This is a genomic window from Paraoerskovia marina, from assembly GCF_900105445.1.
GTDB classification, from domain to species: domain Bacteria; phylum Actinomycetota; class Actinomycetes; order Actinomycetales; family Cellulomonadaceae; genus Paraoerskovia; species Paraoerskovia marina.
In genome coordinates this window covers 379,537-395,154 of the sequence record NZ_LT629776.1, presented here as the reverse complement: position 1 = coordinate 395,154, position 15,618 = coordinate 379,537, and the positions used below count along the sequence as shown (strand labels likewise).

Sequence of the window (15,618 nt, the reverse complement as noted above, 5' to 3'; positions counted from 1 at the left end):
TTTTCCACGACCCAAGCATCCTGACAAAGGAGACACGGAATGCTTCACACAGTTGACCTCGTGGTCATCATTGCCTATCTCGCCGCGACCGCCTGGCTCGGGCTGAAACTCAGCGGGAAGCAGACAGGAGTCAAGGACTACTTCCTCGGTGGGCGCGACCTGCCGTGGTGGGCGGTCTGCCTCTCGGTCGTCGCGACCGAGACGAGTGCGCTCACGGTCATCGGCATCCCCGTCATCAGCTTCCTCGGCGACATCTCGTACCTTCAGCTCGCCCTCGGTTACATCGTCGGGCGTCTGATCGTCGCGTTCTTCATGCTGCCGCGCTACTACGAGGGCGAGATGGTCACGGCCTACGCCTACCTCGGCAAGCGGTTCGGGCAGAGCACGCAGACCACGGCCGGGATCACGTTCATGTTCACGCGTCTTCTGGCGGACGGAATCCGGGTTCTTGCGGCAGCCATCCCGCTCAAGCTGATTCTCGACGGCATGGGGATCAGCACCAACTACTTCACGATCATCGTGGTGCTCGCCGTGGTGACGATCCTCTACACGTTCATCGGTGGGATCAAGGCAGTCGTGTGGGTGGACGTCGCCCAGATGTGCCTCTACGTCTTCGGTGGAATCCTCGCGATCGTCGTCATCTCCTTGCAGACCGGCGGCGGCTGGCTGGCAGACGCCGCGGACGCGGGGAAGCTCAACATGTTCGTCTTCTCCGGCAACCCGATCTCCGACTCGTCGGCGTTCATCCCCTCCTTCATCGGTGGTGCCGTGTTCGCCATGGCCTCGCACGGTTCCGACCAGCTCGTCGTCCAGCGGTTGCTGACCTGCCGTTCCAAGGTCGAGGCGCAGAAGGCCCTCATCTGGTCGGGCGTCATCGTGTTCTTCCAGTTCGCCGTCTTCCTGACGGTCGGCCTCGCGCTCTGGGGCTACTACGACCGCGCGACGCCCGACGAGCTCGGGCTCACCCGCAATGACGAAATCTTCCCGCTGTTCATCATCGAGGGCCTGCCCCAGGGAATCTCCGGACTGCTGCTCGCAGGGATTCTTGCGGCGGCGATGTCGACGCTCTCGTCGTCGCTCTCCGCACTCTCGTCGTCCACGGTGACCGACGTCTATGCGCGATTCCGCAAGACGCCCATGACGGACGCCGAGGGCTTGCGCGTCGGTCGTTGGGCCACCATCGGCTGGGGCCTGGCCTTCATCGCCCCCGCCACCGTCTTCCAGTCCGACGAGGGAAACATCGTCATCCTCGCGCTCGGCGTCGCGGGCATCACCTACGGTGGCCTGCTCGGAGCGTTCCTGTTCGGCATGGTGAACAAGCGAGCGAACGCGGTGGACGCGAACATCGCCTTTACCGCGGCCGTCGCGGTCAATGCCTTCTTCTTCGTCCAGGAGAAGTACATCACCGGGGAGGTCTGGGTCGCGTGGCAGTGGTACCCGCTGCTCGGAGTCCTCGTGACGTTCGCCGTCGGTGGCCTCTTGTCCTTGCGACACGGTGCTCCGGCCGTGGAGCAGCCGGAGCTCGAGCGGACTCGCTGACGACGGCGTAGACCTTGCCAAGGACCTCGCACGGAGAACAGGTGGATGACATGACCGAGAAGTTCCAGACGCTGTCGCCGACGGAGGGGCGCAACCCCCGGACGACAGAACTTGACGGACTCGAGACGGTCGACGTGCTGCGCCTGCTCCACGCCGAGGACCGGGTCGCGGTCGACGCAGCGGGCGCGGTGGTCGAGGAGCTGGCACCCGTCGTCGAGCTCGCTGCGCGCCGGCTCCGCGACGGAGGTGCCGTGCACTATTTCGGTGCCGGCACCTCGGGCCGCCTCGGGGTGCTCGACGCGAGCGAGCTCATGCCGACGTTCAACCTCAAGCCTGGCCGGGTGGTCGGGCACATTGCCGGGGGGAGCGCGGCACTGGTCGAGGCCGTCGAGAATGCCGAGGACTCGTCCGCGAACGGTCGCCTCGACGCGGCGGGCCTGGGCCCGCACGACGTCGCGATCGGGCTGGCCGCCAGCGGTTCGACTCCCTACGTCGGTGGTGCCCTGGAGGCTGCGGGCGCGGCGGGGGCTTACACGGTCCTCATCTCCAGCAACCCAGATGCGCCGCTGGCGCCGCTGGCAGACACGTCGATCGTCCTGAACACGGGTGCCGAGGCGGTGACGGGTTCGACACGCCTCAAGGCGGGGACGGCCCAGAAGCTCGTGCTCAACGGCTTTTCGACGGCACTGATGATCGCGATCGGGCGGACGTGGGGGAACCTCATGGTCTCCGTCGTGGCGACCAACGCAAAGCTCCGGGAGCGAACCGTACGGATTCTCTGCGAGGCCACGGGCCTCGCCGAGATGCCGGCCCGTGAACTGCTGGATCGGACTCAGGGGGACCTCAAGGTGGCCATCGTCGCGCACCTCGCGGGCACCGACGTCGCACGCGCAGGGTTGCTGCTCGACGAGCACGACGGGTCGGTGCGGCACGCCCTCGAGGCCGCCACGGGCGTGGAGCGGGACGGGCGTTCGTGAACACACTCGGTATCGACGTCGGAGGGTCGGGGAGCCGCCTCGTGCTCCTCCGCGAGGACGGCACCCGCTGCCGACTCGACGGTGACCGCGTGGCTGTGGACGACGACGGCAGCAACGCCGCCGACGTCGTGCGGAATCTTCTCGACGCCGCCACGCGTCGGTGGCCCGACGACATCGCAGGCATCAGCGGTGTCGGTGTCGGCGCGACGGGCCTCGCCTCGCTGGTCGAACGCCCGGCGGCCCTTGCGGAACTGGTCGCTCGGACCGTGAGTGCGCCGGCCGCCGTCGCCGTTGATGCGGTGACTGCGCACCTTGGTGCGCTTGGCGGGCAGGGTGGCGCGTGCGTCGCGCTCGGGACCGGGGCGATCGCGATCGGGCACGACGGCACGGTCGACGGACGGTGGCGTCGGGTCGACGGGTGGGGGCACCTTCTTGGCGACCGAGGGTCCGGTGCGTGGCTCGGTCGGCGTGGACTCGAGGAAGCCCTGCTGGCGTACGACGGCGTCGACCTCGGCGGGAGTCGACTGCTTGCCGCGGCCTCGGACCACTTCGGGGACCCGCGACGGTGGCCCGGGCAGATCTACACCCGACCAGACCGGGCCGGTCTGCTGGCGGGCTTCGCGCGCGACGTCGTCGAGCTCGCCGTGGACGGCGATGCCGTCGCCGTCGAGCTCGTGACAGAGGCCGGACGGGAGGCCGCTCGCAGCGTGGTCGCCGCGCTCGGAGACGGCACGGGCCAGGTCGCTCTGACCGGTGGGCTGCGCCAGGCGGGTGGCCTGCTGCTCGACGCCTTCGCGGGCCACGTCGCGCACCTGCGACCGGGCGCCGTCGTCGTCGATCCGTGGGGTGACGCACTCGACGGCGCCGTGCAACTCGGTTCCAGGTGCGCCGACGGGACCGTCGTGGCGCAGGAGGGATTCGTGTGGAACTGATCGACGACCTCCGAGCGGCACTCGGTGAACGGGCCGTCTCGGCGCGCGCATTGGATCTTCACGCGCGGGCGCGGGACGCCTCGCACTACCTCTTGATCCCCGAGGTGACCGCGACGGCGGAGGACGCTGCCGCCGTCGGACGCGCGCTCGCGGTCGCGACGGCGCACCGCCGCCCCGTGACGTTCCGTGCCGGCGGGACGAGCCTGTCGGGCCAGGCCAGCGGTACGGGCATTCTTCTCGACACACGACAGGGGTTTCGGCGCGTCGAGGTGCTCGACGACGGCGCCCGGGTGCGAGTGCAGCCAGGAGCGACCGTTCGGACGGTCAACGCCCACCTCGCCCGGTTCGGCCGAGCACTTGGCCCGGACCCGGCGAGCGAGGCCGCCTGCACCGTCGGCGGCGTGATCGCCAACAACTCGTCGGGCATGGCAGCCGGAACGCGGTTCAACAGCTACCGCACGCTCGAGTCGCTCGTCATCGTCCTTGCCTCCGGCACGGTGGTCGACACCGCCCACCCCGAGTCGCTCGCGCGGCTGCGCGAGGACGAACCACGTCTCGTCTCCGTCCTGGAGTCGTTGCGCGACAGGGTGAGGAACGACCCGTCGACGGTCGCGGAGATCCGCGCGCGGTTCTCGATGAAGAACACGATGGGATACGAGGTCGAGGCACTCTGCGACTTCGACGATCCCGTCAAGATCCTGGAGCACCTGCTCGTCGGGTCCGAGGGAACGCTGGGGTTTGTCGCCGAGGCCGTCTTTACGACCGTTCCTGTGCAGCAGTTCGCGGCGACCGGACTGCTCGTCCTCGACTCCGTCGAGACTGCGGCCGCCGCGCTGCCGGCGCTCGTGGCGACGGGAGCGGCCGCGCTGGAACTGATGGACGCGACCTCTCTTCGTGTGGCTCGGCGAGACCCCGACGCCCCCGCGGTGATCCACGGGTTCGAGATCGACCGGCACGCCGCCATCCTCGTCGAGTACCGGGCGGACGACGAGACTGCATTGAGCGATCTCCTCGTGACGGGTGGGGCCGTTCTCGACGCCCTGCCCGCCGTCGTCCCGACCGTGCTCACGAGCGACGGGTCGGCGCGGGCCGCGCTCTGGAAGGTGCGCAAGGGACTGTATGCGACGGTCGCTGGCGCCCGGCCGGCAGGGACGACAGCGCTCCTGGAAGACGTTGTCGTCCCCGTCGAGAACCTCGCTGACGCCTGCCGCGACCTGGCGGCCCTTCTCGAGGCGCACGGATACGTCGACCCGGTCATATTTGGTCATGCGAAGGACGGCAATCTGCACTTCATGGTGACCGAGGACACGGAGAGCCCGGCGGCTGTCGCACGACTTGCCGCCTTCACCGAGGACCTCGTCGACCTCGTGCTCTCCCACGGCGGCAATCTCAAGGCGGAGCACGGGACCGGCCGCGCGATGGCACCGTTCATCGAACGCCAGTACTCGCCCGGCGTCGTGAGCGTGATGCGCGAGATCAAGCAGGCTCTGGACCCGTCCGGCGTGCTCAATCCCGGTGTCGTGCTCACCGACGACTCCAGGGCACACCTGCGTGACCTGAAGCCCGTCGACACCGTGGATGCCGAGGTCGACCGGTGCGTGGAGTGCGGCTACTGCGAACCGGTGTGCCCGAGCCGGGACCTGACGATCACTCCCCGTCAGCGGATCGCCGTCCGGCGTGCCCGCACCCGCGCGGTCGCCGAGGGCGACCACGCCCTTGTGGCGGAACTCGACGAGCAGTATGAGTACGACGGGATCGACACCTGTGCGGCCGACGGCATGTGCGCGACGGCCTGCCCCGTCAAGATCGACACCGGGGACCTCGTCAAGCGGCTGCGGCAGGAGGGGCGAGGACGGCTCGACAAGACCGTCTGGCGCACGACGGCCGAGCACTGGGGAGCGACGACTCGGACCGCGGGGGCACTGCTCGACGTCGCAGGCCGGGTGCCGGAACGATTGGTCACGGCGCCGAACTCGGTGGCACGGCGCGCGCTCGGTGCGGACACCGTTCCGCTCTGGTCGTCCGACCTCCCCACGGGCGGGACGACGAGAACCCGAGCTGCCGGGGGAGAGGGCGTCGGAGGCCCCGTGGCCGGGATCTTCCTGCCGAGCTGTCAAGGAGCGATGTTTGCTCCGGCCGGCTCCCGGACGGGTGGGGTCCAGGAGGCGGTCGCTCATCTGTGTACAGCCGCGGGAGCCGGGCTCCTCGTCCCCGACGGCCTCGACTCCTTGTGCTGCGGAACCCCTTGGTCCTCGAAGGGGTACGACGAGGGGCATCGGGTCATGACGGAAAAGGTGCTGAGTGCTGTCGGCGCCGCGCGCGACGAGGCTCGGCGGCTGACGGGCCGGGACGTCCCCGTGGTTCTCGATGCCACCTCCTGCACGGAAGGCGTGGCCAAGGTCATGGAGGACGCGCTCCGGGCCGGTGATCCCCGTGCGACGGACGTCGTGGACGCAGTGGCCTTCGTCGCCGAGCACGTGCTCCCCGTGCTCGATATTGACGACGACCGTCGCGTCGCCTCGATCACCCTTCACCCGACGTGCTCCTCGGTCAAGGGCGGGCTCGACACGGATCTACGCACGGTCGCATCAGCGATCGCCCGCGAGGTGCACGTCCCTGTGGACTGGGGGTGCTGCGGGTTCGCCGGCGACCGCGGAATGCTGCATCCGGAGCTCACCGCCTCGGCGACGGCAGCCGAGGCGGCCGAGGTCGCGCGGATCGGCTCGGCCGAGCATGCCTCGTGCAACAGGGCGTGCGAGATCGCGATGTCTCGCGCGACAGGTCGTACGTACCGGCATGTCCTCGAGGTCGCCGCGGACGTGGTCATCGGCGAGGTCCCGTCCGGAGCGCCCCACGTGACCTCGTGACCGTGTTCCGTCAGTCAGGTAGTGAGTCCGGCAGAGCACGGGACGAAGGTCCCGGGACGAGTCGGGTCAGACCGGCCGGAGAGCCTCGTGGGGCCCGACCGGCAGCACTGAGGTGATCTCGTCGCCGTGGCGTACGACGCCGCCCGTGACGACCACGCTCATCACGCCACCCTTGCGCGCGGGTTCGCCCGCGGCGTCGCGCGGCAGGAGGTGCTTGAGCAGGCCGGGGCGGAACTCGTTGATCTGGTTGCAGGGGTTCCGTAGTCCGGCGAGGTCACCCGCCCGAGACTACCGAGACGAGCAGAAGTTCCGTGGGGTTGGTCAGCGCGCCTCGACGAGGGCCGGCAGCACGTGGTCGGCGAGGAGAGGCGCGAGGTCGTCGGGCAGCGGCTCGCTCAGGTCGAGCCACCGCAGCTCCTCGATCTCGGCGGACGGGGCCTGGACGACGACGGGGTCGGGGTGGGTGAAGACGGCGCCCTCGACCTCGTGGTCGGCCTCGTTCGCGGCGGGCGCGCGGAAGGTCCCGAGGGGCACGACGTCGCCCGCCTCCAGCATCACACCCGTCTCCTCCACGCACTCCCGCACGGCGGTGTCCGCCGCGGTCTCGCCCTCCTCCGGCTTGCCGCCCGGGAGCATGAAGCGGGACGTGCCGCGCTTGCGGACCGTCAGGACGTGGCCGCGGGTGTCGCGCAGGACGACCGCGCTGACGTGGATCAGGGGGTTGGAGCTCATCGAAAGAGCCTACGGCCTCGTCGCGGGGCCGTGGGGACGCTCCCGCGAGGCCGATCCCGCACGCCCGGATACGTTGGTGGTCCCGGACGGCACGACCTGCCCGCCGGATACCACGCGCAGAGGAGCCACCGCATGAGCACCGCACACATCTCGGCCGACGCCGGCGACTTCGCCCCCGACGTTCTCATGCCCGGCGACCCGTACCGGGCACGGAACATGGCCGCCCAGCTGCTCGACGACGCCCGGGTCGTCAGCGACGTCCGTGGCATCCAGGCGTACACCGGGACGCACGCGGGCCGGCCGCTCTCCGTGATGGCGTCCGGCATGGGGTCGCCATCGGCGACGATCTACGCGACCGAGCTGGTCCGGGAGTTCGGTGTGCGACGGATCGTGCGCGTCGGAACCGCCGGCGGGATCACGTCCCGCGTCGGGCTGCGCGACGTGGTGGTCGCGACCGCCGCCCACACCGACTCGGCGATGACGGCCTCCCGGATCCCGGGTGTGCACTTCAGCCACACACCGTCCTTCGCGATGGCGGCGCGCGCGGTGGCCGCGGACACGGCTGCAGCCCGCGACGGACGGGTCCACGCGGGGGCGGTCTTCACATCGGACCACTTCTACCTCGACCGGCCGGACCTCAACACGGCCCTGGCAGCGCACGGGACTCTCGCGATCGAGATGGAGTCCGCCGCCCTCTACGCGGTGGCGGCGGCCGAGGACGCCGAGGCCCTGACCGTCGTGACCATCTCCGACCACCTGCTCACCCGAGAGGAACTGACGTCAGACGACCGGGCGCAGAGCTTCCAGGACGCTCTCGAGGTGGCGCTCGCGGCGCTCGCGGACTAGGGGAGCCGACGGGGCTCAGTCGTCCCAGACTGCGCGGAGCACACGGACCGCCTCGTCGAGATCCGCACCCTCCGTCCGGGCGGCGCGCACGAGCTCCCGGGCTCGCGCGACCACGGTCTGTGCCGCGGCACCGTGGCGTTCGCCGACGCGCGTGCCACCCCTGCCACTTGTGACGACGGTGCCGTCCGCCTCCAGTCGCTTGTACGCCTTGGCGACGGTGCCGGCAGCCACGCCGACGTCGGCGGCGAGCTGCCGGACGGAGGGGAGTCGCGTCCCGACGCCGAGACGCCCGGACGTGATCTCCTCGCGGATCTGATGCTCGATCTCCTCGGACGGCGAGGCGCCATCGGTCAGGGTGATGGTGAGGGTCATCGACGGCTCCAGGGTGGGCGTGGCAGGACGATCCCAGTACACCAGGGATCAGTCTCCGCGCCGTCGTCCGCCCGGAACCCGGCGTGGGGAAGGGGCCGTGGTCACGGGCGCCGGACGACGACGTCGCCGTAGCCGGTGCTGGCGTGCACCTCCGCGGTCCGGTCGCCCTCCACGGGGCCCTGCGCGGCGTCGAGCTGGTTGCGCACGGTGCCGTGCTGGGCGCCGACGTCGAGCCACGCCGCCGTGCCCTCGGGCACGCCGACCTCGATGCTGCCGTAGGAGGTGGTGAGGTGCGTGATGCCGGACTCGATCCGCTCGACGCGGATACCCGACGAGGCCGCCTTGGCGGTGACCGTCCCGCGGAGTGTGCCGACGGTGATGTCACCGTGCGACCCGGTGACCGCCAGGCTCCCGTCGACCGAGCCGACGTGCGTCGTCCCGGCGGAGGTGCGGACGGAGCCGTCGCCCGTCAGCTCGGCGACCCGCACCGATCCTGCGCTGGCACGGACGGACAGCGACTCGGTGATGCGACCGACGACGACAGCGCCCGCCGCTGCCTTCACCGAGACCCGGGCGGCCTCGTCGATCCGGGCGTCGCCGGCGCTGAGGGAGATGTCGACGACGCCGAGCCGCCCCTCGGCGAACATCGCCCCGGCCTTTCCGGAGACGCGAGAGCCCGCAGGCAGCTCGATCGTCACCCGGGCACCCCCGGCGGCGAACGGGAGCACGTACTGCTTCCAGCTGTGCGGGTAGACGATCTCGATGGTGTCACCGCGGCGTTCGACACGGGTGTCCTCGGCCGCGCGGACCGATCCCGACTTCGTCGGGTCGGCCGGTTCGACGGTGACCACGACGTCGGTGCGGTCGCCCGCGATGACGTGGAGGTCTCCGAACGGGAGGTCCAGCTCGACGGGCACGGGGCCCGCGACAGGGAAGGTGGGCATGACGACTCCAGGGTGGGTGTCGGGGTGGGGAGCAGTGGCGGGGGCCGGGTGGTCAGCGCACCCAGCCGGTGAGGCGGTTGGCGCCCCGACGGTCCGTGGCGGCCGGCACGGGGGAGGGCTGCTCGAGCGCGGCACCCACCGCGCGGACCAGCCAGGTGTTGACCGACACGCCGTCGCGAGCCGCCGCCGACTCGGCGCGCGACTTCAGGTGGTCGGGCAGGCGCAGAGTGGTGCGACTCGTGGTGCCCGGCTCGAGATCGGGGGCGTCGGTGACCGGGGCGGGGTCGAGGTCGTGAGAAACGGTCGGCTGCACCGGGGGTGAGGCGTCGGGCGACGTCACCACGAACTCGGGGTCGCCGGCCCGCAGACGAAGGTCGACCGACCCCGGGGCGAGCTCGGCCGAGATCTCGGAGGCGGCCTCGGAGAGCGCGTCGAGCAGGACGAGTCGCACGGCGGCGTCGAGAGGTGCCGTCAGGCGTCGGGCGAGCTCCTGTGCGTCCGAACCCGTGGCCTCGGCAGCGGTGTCCAGACGGTCCTGGAGGTCGGAGACGTAGCGCGAGAGGTCCATGGCTTCACTATGACACCACGAGTGGTGTCATGCAAGGCTGCTGTGGTGTCAGGCGACGTCGACCGACAGATCGACACAGGCTCCGACGTCGGGCGCGGCCCCGGGACGGAACGCGTCCGGGCGGTGGGAACCTGGCACGAGCAGGATCTCCCCACCGATGCGCCCGGGCGGTGAACGACCTGGCCAAGGTCGTGGACAGCGCAGAGGCGGCGTTGAGACCGTGCAGCATGAGATCCCGTCGGCCCGTCCTCCTGTCCTTCGCCATGGCGCTCGCCGGTGTCACAGCCCTGTCCGGCTGCAGCGCCGATGCCGTGGCCGGTCCGGACTGCGGGCCCGAGGCGGTCTTTGCGACCGCGGAGGCACCCGAGGATGCCGTTGACCAGTCGGGCGATGCCGCGGGCGAGATCGGTGCGAGTCGCCTGATCCACGAGCAGGACGGGTTCGACGTCTTTCTCGTCGAGGGGTCCGACGACGACGCCGGCCCGTGCATCTGGGTCGAGGACGAGGGCGCATGGTTGTACGCCGGGTGCTCCGCGTCGGGGGTGTCCGTGGGCGGCGGGGCCGGGCAGCCGACGGTGTACTACGACGCCACCGGGAACGTCGCCGAGACGGCGAGCAGCACCTCGACGGTCGTGAACGACTGCCTCGCGGTCACGACCCCATAAGCCGCGGCCGCGGACGGAGCGGCGACGCGTGTCTCCCCGCGAACGCGCATGTCGGACCTCCGGGGATGTGCCGTGAGCAGGTCCCCGGAGGTCCGACGAAGAACGAAGGCACTAGGAGATCGCGTCGGCGATCTGCTCCGACTCCTGCTCGATGGTGTCGGCGTCGACCATGTCGGTCGCCTGGTCCTCCAGCACCGCGGTCCACGAGTCGATCGTCTCTGTCGCCGCGCCGCTGTCGACGAGGGTCTCCTGCAGCTCGGCCTGGGCGTCGGCATAGAGCGCCGCGAAGTCGTCGTTCGCGAGGAATCGCTCCACCAGGATGTTCGACGTGTCGCCACCACCGCCGGCCGCAGCACCGTCACCCGCTGCGCCGCCACCGGGCGGGAGGGCACCCTCCGGAATCTCGCCCTCGGGGAGCTCTCCGTCCGGCAGCTCGCCCTCGGCCAGAGCGCCACCGGGTGCGCCACCCGTGGGGAGCTCGCCCTCGGGAAGGTCCGTCGGGGCTCCCTCCGGGATCTCCGGCAGCTCTCCGTCGGTGGGGACCTCTCCGTCCGGCAGCCCACCCTCGGCGAGTGCACCACCGCGCGGACCGCCGGCCTGTCCGCCGGCCTGACCGCCAGCCTGACCGACCTCGCCACCCGGTTGCCCGCCGGGACCGCCGACGCCGAACGCCAGGTTCAGGTCCCAGTTGACCACCGTCATCTGGTCGTCCGCGACGTCGTAGCGCAGGTACGAGTTGTTGCCTCGCCCGCTGATGTCGTCCGCGTTGGAGACGAGGTCCTGGAACGCCAGGTACGTCGCGAAGGCGTCGACGTCGAGGTGCTGGTCGAGCTCGGCCGCAAACGTCTCGTCGTCGGACTCGTTGATGAACTGCAGGAAGTCGGTCAGCGGCTCGAGGTCGTCCTCGCCGGCCTCCTGGTCGAACACGTCGTCGTAGGAGTCGGGGTCGTCGCCCCGGTAGGAGTAGTCGCCGGTGCTCTCGGCCTTGTAGAGCATTCCTTCGGTGCCGAACTGCTCGGCGTCCCAGGTGTCGCTCGGGTTCTGGACGAGCAGGCGCAGCTCGTCGTCGGATCCGTTCACGCTGAAGCTGGTGGACGAGGCCTCCTCCGTCGCGAGCCCGGTCTGTCCGAGCAGGTCGAGCGCGACGGCCTCGTTGAGCGAGGTCTCGGAGGTGTTGCTGCGGACGACGATCTCGGTCTCGCCGTCGTACGTCTGGTCGTCGACGAACTTGTCGGTCCGGATGATCCAGGGGAGGGTCTCGGGATCGCTCTCTGTGGTCGTTCCCCGCAGGCTGGAGTTGCCCTTGAGCTTGAGCCCGACGTTCTCGACGGTGGTGCCGTCGATGGTGACGTCGGCGCTCACCCACTCCTTCTCGCCGGTTTCCTCGTAGGTGCTGATCGCGAACTCGAGGTCGTCCTCGGCGACGTCGAGGTCGATGTCGTGGACCTCCGACTCGTCCCAGATGTCGGAGGTGTCGGCCCCCGACTCGGAGTCGGTGGAGGTGTCGTCGGACGAGGACCCGGTGCCGGAGGCGACGTCGACGGAGCAGGCGGTGAGGCCGACGAGTCCCAGACCGATGGTCGTCGCAGCGACGATGCGGGTGGAGCGAGAGTGCCGTGGTGTCGTCATGGGTCCATCAGAGCCCCGCGAACCAGGCCGGCGCTGAGGCGATCCCATGAGTCGGCTGTGAGACCCGGGCGATGCTGTCGCGTGCGGCCGGGGTGACAACTAGGCTCATTTCTCACATGGCGCCGCCGCTGGCGTCCTGGATCGCACTCGACAAGTCGAAGGATGAGCCAACCGCCATGATCGAGTTCCGCTCGGTGACCAAGAAGTTCCCGGACGGGACCGTCGCCGTCGACGACTTCAGCCTGACGATGCCGTCGCACGAGACCACGGTCCTCGTCGGTTCGTCGGGCTGCGGCAAGACCACCATCCTCCGGATGATCAACCGCATGGTCGACGCGACCGCGGGCCAGGTGCTGATCGACGGTGAGGACGTCGCGAACCGCGACAAGGTCCAGCTCCGGCGGAGCATCGGGTACGTCCTTCAGGCGGCGGGGCTCCTCCCGCACCGTCACGTCGTCGACAACGTCGCCACCGTCCCGATCCTCAACGGCACACCCAAGGCTCAGGCTCGCGAGGACGCGCTCGAGCTCCTCGACAAGGTGGGCCTCGACCGTTCCCTCGCGCACCGCTACCCCCGTCAGCTCTCGGGCGGGCAGCAGCAGCGCGTGGGCGTGGCCCGGGCGCTCGCGAGCGACCCCAACATCCTGCTGATGGACGAGCCGTTCGGCGCCGTCGACCCGATCGTGCGTGCTGACCTGCAGGCCGAGCTGGGTCGCCTGCAGTCGGAGCTCGGCAAGACGATCGTCTTCGTCACCCACGACATCGAGGAGGCGTTCGCGCTCGCCGACACCGTCGTCATCTTCCGCAAGGGCGGAAAGATCGCCCAGAAGGGCACGCCGGCCGAGATCCTGGCCAACCCCGCCGACGAGTTCGTCGAGACGTTCATCGGCGCCGACAAGGCGCGACGGCGGTTGCGGCTCGAGCAGGCGACCGAGGGCGGCACGATCGTCGTGGACGGCGACGGGCGCGTGGCCGGCGTCCTGGACGACGACGCGCGGTCGACGCGGGGGGACGCGGTCTCGTGAGCTGGGCGCTGGACAACCTCGACCTCGTCTGGGAGCTCACGCTCGATCACGTCCGGTTGTCCGTCCTGCCGATCGTCCTGAGCTTCGTGCTGGCGATCCCGCTGGGGTTCTGGGCCAACCGCAACCGCACGGCCCGCGCGATCATCGTCGGTGCAGGGAGCCTGCTCTACACGATCCCGTCTCTGCCGCTGTTCGTGATCCTCCCGCTGATCATCGGCACCCGGGTGCTGGACGAGACCAACCTCGTCGTGGCACTGATCATCTACGGCCTCGCCCTGATGATGCGGTCGGCCACCGACGCGTTCGCCTCGGTCGACCCCCTGACCCTGCAGGCCGCCGACGCGATGGGGTTCTCCGGGTTCGCGCGGTTCTGGCGCGTGGACCTCCCGCTGGCCGGCCCGGTGCTGCTCGCCGGGATCCGTGTCGTCTCGGTGAGCACGATCGCGCTGGTGTCCGTCGGCGTACTCATCGGGTCGCGCAACCTCGGGTACCTCTTCCAGGACGGGAAGCAGCGCGGGATCCTCGCCGAGGTCGGCACAGGGATCGTCGCGAGCCTGCTGATCGCGCTCGTCTTCGACATCATCATCGTCCTGATCGGCCGGCTGACGCTGCCATGGAACCGGTCGGACGACGACCGCCCGCGTGAGGATCCGATCGTCGCGCCGGCCGGGGAGGTGGCACGGTGAACTTTCTCCTCGACGCGCTGGCGTACATCTTCGACCCGGCGAACTGGGCGGCGAACGCGACGAGCCCGGCGCCCCTCGGCGACCGGATCCTCGAGCACCTGGAGTACACGGCGATCGCCGCGGGGGCGGCGACGCTGATCGCCCTGCCGCTGGGCTTCTACATCGGGCACACCGGCAAGGGGCGGCAGGCCGTCATCGGGGTGACGGGCGCGATGCGTGCCCTGCCCGCGCTCGGCGTCCTCTACTTCGTCACCATGGTGGCCGGCTATCAGCTGCCGTTCCTCGTCGCCGCGACCGTCGGGTCGTTGATCGCGCTCACGCTCCTCGCGATCCCGTCCGTCCTGGCCGGTGCGTACTCGGGGCTCGAGTCCGTGGACCGGCAGACGATCGACGCGGCCCGCGCCAACGGGATGACGGAGATGCAGATTCTCCTCCGGGTCGAGATCCCGCTGTCGCTCCCGCTGATCATCGGCGGCGTCCGCGCGGCGGTCCTGCAGGTGGTGGCGACCGCCACGATCGCGTCGTTCGCGGGACTGGGTGGGCTCGGCCGGGTCATCGCCTCCGGGATCGGTCTCAACGACTTCACGGTGCTCCTGGCCGGCGCTCTCCTGGTCACCGCTCTGGCGTTGCTCCTCGACGCCGTGTTCGCCCTGATCCAGAAGGTGACGGCCGTCAGGCTCGAGGCGGACGACACCCCGGTCGACGAGGAGGCTTCTGCCGCCGCCGGTGCTGCTGCGAGCGGGCGGGGCTCGGAATAGTCTGGGGCGAATCGGGCTTCTCGTCCCTGATGGCCCCGGCCGTCGTCGTACCGACCGTGCACCGCCTCGCCTGACCTCGACGAAGTTCCTGAACGGAGACCACGACATGTTCACCGCACTGAAGAAGGGCCGCGTCGCCGCCGCGACGATCGGCGCCGCCAGCCTCATCGCCCTCGCCGGCTGCACCAACGAGGACCCCACGGGCTCCGCGCACGACAGCTCTGCCGCGGCCTCGGGCGACACCGTCGTCGTCGGGTCGTTCGCGTTCCCCGAGAGCCAGATCCTCGGCGAGATCTACGCGCAGGCACTGACCGACGCGGGCCTCGACGTCGAGACCAAGTTCAACATCGGGCCGCGCCAGCAGACGATCCCGGCCCTCCAGGACGGGTCGATCAACCTGATCCCCGAGTACAACGGCAACCTGCTCGCGTACTACGACACGGAGTACGAGGAGCGGACCACCGAGGAGGTCGACGGCGCGCTGGTCGACGCCGTCGCGGCCGACAGCCTGCAGGTCCTCGACTCGGCCGAGGCCGAGGACAAGGACGCCTACGTCGTCACGCAGGAGACGGCTGACGAGAACGACCTGACGTCGATCGGCGACCTCGCCAACATCGTCCCGTTCACGCTCGGCGCGAACCCGCAGTTCGTCGAGCTCGGGTACGGCGTGCCGGGCCTGAAGGACACCTACGGCGTCGGCACGGAGGAGGGTGACGTCACCTTCCTCCCGATCGAGGACTTCGGCGGCCCGGACACCGTCGCCGCCCTCGTCGACGGGACCGTGCAGGTGGCCGACATCTACACGACCTCCCCGGCGATCAGCTCCGAGAACCTCGTGGTCCTCGAGGACCCCGAGAACCTGATCTCGGCCCAGAACATCATCCCGCTGCTCTCCGACGACATCTACTCGGACGAGCTGGCCGAGGCGCTGAACGCGATCTCCGCGGAGCTCACCACCGACGACCTGATCGCGCTGCGCGACCGGGTCGAGGGTGACGAGAAGGCGACCGCCGCGCAGGCGGCGACCGACTGGCTGACGGAGAAGGGCCTCATCGGCTGATCGACGGCACGGCCTACC

15 protein-coding genes are annotated in these 15,618 nt (G+C 70.1%); 10 read left to right on the top strand and 5 right to left on the bottom strand.

What is annotated here, in order from left to right:
* Positions 1 to 39 precede the first annotated feature (39 nt).
* The 4 genes from BLU20_RS01930 to BLU20_RS01915 are packed head-to-tail and all read left to right on the top strand — an operon-like array spanning position 40 to position 6,315.
* Complete coding sequence (locus BLU20_RS01930) at positions 40 to 1,539, top strand: sodium:solute symporter (RefSeq protein ID WP_083371385.1); 1,500 nt, start codon at positions 40 to 42, stop codon at positions 1,537 to 1,539.
* Between the two features lie 50 nt (positions 1,540 to 1,589).
* A complete protein-coding gene (locus tag BLU20_RS01925) occupies positions 1,590 to 2,516 on the top strand; it encodes an N-acetylmuramic acid 6-phosphate etherase (protein WP_083371384.1) in 927 nt (308 codons plus the stop codon).
* Positions 2,513 to 3,448 (top strand): N-acetylglucosamine kinase, encoded by a 936-nt coding sequence (locus BLU20_RS01920; RefSeq protein WP_029251562.1) that lies wholly within the window; start codon positions 2,513 to 2,515, stop codon positions 3,446 to 3,448. The genes BLU20_RS01925 and BLU20_RS01920 overlap by 4 nt, the downstream gene beginning before the upstream one ends.
* A complete protein-coding gene (locus BLU20_RS01915; protein WP_231959259.1) occupies positions 3,439 to 6,315 on the top strand; it encodes an FAD-binding and (Fe-S)-binding domain-containing protein in 2,877 nt (958 codons plus the stop codon). Before BLU20_RS01920 ends, BLU20_RS01915 begins: the two co-directional genes overlap by 10 nt.
* Positions 6,316 to 6,636: 321 nt before the next feature.
* Here BLU20_RS01915 and BLU20_RS01910 read toward each other — a convergent pair whose 3' ends face one another.
* A complete protein-coding gene (locus BLU20_RS01910; protein WP_029251564.1) occupies positions 6,637 to 7,047 on the bottom strand; it encodes an NUDIX hydrolase in 411 nt (136 codons plus the stop codon).
* Between the two features lie 132 nt (positions 7,048 to 7,179).
* Between BLU20_RS01910 and deoD the strand changes: the two genes are divergently transcribed.
* On the top strand, positions 7,180 to 7,893 hold the full coding sequence (deoD, locus tag BLU20_RS01905; protein ID WP_083371383.1) for a purine-nucleoside phosphorylase: 714 nt from the start codon (positions 7,180 to 7,182) through the stop codon (positions 7,891 to 7,893).
* 15 nt (positions 7,894 to 7,908) lie between these two features.
* Here the strand turns inward: deoD and BLU20_RS01900 are convergent, their stop codons facing one another.
* The 3 genes from BLU20_RS01900 to BLU20_RS01890 all read right to left on the bottom strand — a co-directional run bounded on the left by BLU20_RS01900 (position 7,909) and on the right by BLU20_RS01890 (position 9,777).
* A complete protein-coding gene (locus BLU20_RS01900; protein ID WP_029251566.1) occupies positions 7,909 to 8,265 on the bottom strand; it encodes a GntR family transcriptional regulator in 357 nt (118 codons plus the stop codon).
* Positions 8,266 to 8,366: 101 nt separating this feature from the next.
* Complete coding sequence (locus BLU20_RS01895) at positions 8,367 to 9,209, bottom strand: DUF4097 family beta strand repeat-containing protein (protein WP_083371382.1); 843 nt, start codon at positions 9,207 to 9,209, stop codon at positions 8,367 to 8,369.
* A 52-nt stretch (positions 9,210 to 9,261) separates the two neighbouring features.
* On the bottom strand, positions 9,262 to 9,777 hold the full coding sequence (locus BLU20_RS01890) for a histidine kinase (protein ID WP_083371381.1): 516 nt from the start codon (positions 9,775 to 9,777) through the stop codon (positions 9,262 to 9,264).
* 227 nt (positions 9,778 to 10,004) lie between these two features.
* Here BLU20_RS01890 and BLU20_RS01885 point away from each other — a divergent pair, with 227 nt between their 5' ends.
* The gene (locus tag BLU20_RS01885; protein WP_157270241.1) at positions 10,005 to 10,442 is read left to right on the top strand and encodes a hypothetical protein; all 438 of its coding nucleotides are present in this window, start codon (positions 10,005 to 10,007) and stop codon (positions 10,440 to 10,442) included.
* Positions 10,443 to 10,553: 111 nt separating this feature from the next.
* Here BLU20_RS01885 and BLU20_RS01880 read toward each other — a convergent pair whose 3' ends face one another.
* Positions 10,554 to 12,071, bottom strand: a complete 1,518-nt coding sequence (locus BLU20_RS01880) for a CotH kinase family protein (RefSeq protein ID WP_157270240.1) — start codon at positions 12,069 to 12,071, stop codon at positions 10,554 to 10,556.
* A 176-nt stretch (positions 12,072 to 12,247) separates the two neighbouring features.
* Between BLU20_RS01880 and BLU20_RS01875 the strand changes: the two genes are divergently transcribed.
* From BLU20_RS01875 to BLU20_RS01860, 4 genes are all read left to right on the top strand, one after another.
* Positions 12,248 to 13,096 (top strand): ABC transporter ATP-binding protein, encoded by an 849-nt coding sequence (locus tag BLU20_RS01875; protein WP_083371378.1) that lies wholly within the window; start codon positions 12,248 to 12,250, stop codon positions 13,094 to 13,096.
* Positions 13,093 to 13,782: an ABC transporter permease gene (locus BLU20_RS01870; protein ID WP_083371377.1), complete on the top strand. Its 690-nt coding sequence runs from the start codon at positions 13,093 to 13,095 to the stop codon at positions 13,780 to 13,782. The genes BLU20_RS01875 and BLU20_RS01870 overlap by 4 nt, the downstream gene beginning before the upstream one ends.
* Positions 13,779 to 14,540: an ABC transporter permease gene (locus BLU20_RS01865; RefSeq protein ID WP_083371376.1), complete on the top strand. Its 762-nt coding sequence runs from the start codon at positions 13,779 to 13,781 to the stop codon at positions 14,538 to 14,540. Before BLU20_RS01870 ends, BLU20_RS01865 begins: the two co-directional genes overlap by 4 nt.
* 106 nt (positions 14,541 to 14,646) lie before the next feature.
* A complete protein-coding gene (locus BLU20_RS01860) occupies positions 14,647 to 15,600 on the top strand; it encodes an ABC transporter substrate-binding protein (protein ID WP_083371375.1) in 954 nt (317 codons plus the stop codon).
* Positions 15,601 to 15,618: the final 18 nt, after the last annotated feature.